We start from the raw sequence: 1,895 nt of genomic DNA, 5'->3' as shown, positions 1-1,895 counted from the left end.
TAAAGAAATATCTCCAGTTGATTTAACGGAATTAATGAAATCGACTTTAAGAGAAAATGAAAAACAATTACAAAAGCAAATAGAATTTTGGCAGATAAAAAGTAAGAAGCTATTTTAAAAATGGCTACCATTCGGCTCCCTTTTAGCTCCCAAATAGCTACCTAATAATGTAGCTATTTGGGAGCTATTTTTGATTTTAGGTATCCATATGGTATCCATTTTTGATTTTGTGTAGCTATTCGGTAGCTTTTGTGTAGCCGTTCGGGAGTCATATAACAATTTTTATCGCATAAATAGGAATCCCATTTGACACTGTCAAATCAATATTTTGCACAGAAATAGCTACCGAATGGAGACATTTGGAGACATTTCTGTGCAGGATTCCACTTATGCTCTTTAAAATACAAGAGTTACATTATACACCTATTTTTTAAGGCTTTAGCTTTTTATTAAGAAGAATAACCGAGATAGAAAAACATATTTCGTATTCTAAAAGATTTAGAAAATAAATTTTAAAATGATTTATCGTCTCTCTGTTGAACGAAAAAAGTTTTTAGTTATTTTTTATACGTGGAATGATTAAATGTCCTAGAAAGGGCTTAAAATGCAAAATAAAAGAACCACTCAAAAATGAGTGGTCTGGAGAATAGCAATAAAATGCTGTGCGATTAAAATTGAGCACTGTATTGAGCATACCATACGCATTTATGCCGAGAAAATTTATTGATGTTGAGAAGAACCCTTAACTAAACTTGGAGACGAATGTCGGCATAGCGTGAGCTATTAAGCCGACGATTCGACAAGTTTAGGGATTGTTAAGGGTTCCGAGGCTCAACGTCAATAAAGCAATTGGAATAAAGCATTAAAAAATAGCCACTCAATTTGTGAGTAGCTATTTTTGGGCGAAGATCACTTCACATTAAAAGACTAAAACTAAATGTGAATGAGGATAATGCTATATTTTTACTTTAACACTTATTTATTTTCATCTCATCCAAAACCATTAAAAATAGTCACTCAATTATTGAGTGACTATGGGTTGGTAGAAGAACTATTTCATGTTAAAAGAATTAATGATGTTCGAGAATTATATTTTCACTTTAACATTTATTTAATCATAGTGCATTCAAAAGTATTTAACGATGAGATTTTTTGGCTTTTTTGAAACGAGTTTCTTCTTGTCTTGATACTATATAGAAATAACTCAATTTTTGAATTAAGGCTTTATCCCTTGTCAATAAAGGGTTAAGGCGTTTTTTTGTTGTTGAAAGAAATTTTTGACATAGGTTTATAAACACCAAAAAGCTTGGTCATAATAGACCAAGCTTTTTGATAGTGTTATATTAATAACAAAATAAAAAGAAGTCGCTCACTCCCCCGCCAAAGTTTGTGAATGCGACTTACCCAAGGAAAAACATTAAGTTGTTTTTTATATTTTGTATATCTAGATATTAAACGATATTAGTTTTTTCTTCAAGGTATATATTCGGGTGAGCGACTTCTTAAATTAAATTAAGGAGTCGATTTTTTATGAGTAGAGAAAATTATTCAAAGTACTTACAAAATAAGGATAGTGATATTTTACACTCAACCGGCTACTCTAATAGCCGGTTACACGCACATACTGTGTGCATATCGAAACCAAAAATCAGTTTCGACCGTATGACAATTGTTGGGAATTTAAATAAAAATAATGCTCAAAAGCTATCTGAATTCATGAGTACTGAACCACAAATTAGACTTTGGGATATACTACAAACGAAATTTAAAGCTAAAGCACTACAAGGAAAAGTTTATATTGAATACGACAAAGTAAAAGCAGATACATGGGATAGACGTAATATGCGTGTTGAATTTAATCCGAATAAACTTACGCATGAAGAAATGCTTTGGTT

2 pseudogenes are annotated in these 1,895 nt (G+C 31.2%); both read left to right on the top strand.

The annotated features are described in order from the left end of the window. A pseudogene (locus tag AB0K82_RS44445) lies at window positions 1–118 on the top strand (replication initiation protein); the annotation flags it as partial. 1,412 nt (window positions 119–1,530) lie between these two features. After that, window positions 1,531–1,895: pseudogene (locus AB0K82_RS44440) on the top strand (replication initiation protein); the annotation flags it as partial.

This window comes from Actinoallomurus sp. NPDC052274, assembly GCF_040679475.1.
GTDB lineage: Bacteria > Actinomycetota > Actinomycetes > Streptosporangiales > Streptosporangiaceae > Actinoallomurus > Actinoallomurus liliacearum.
Note: the sequence above shows the minus strand (reverse complement) of the source record. Positions and strands in the feature narration are given on the sequence as shown.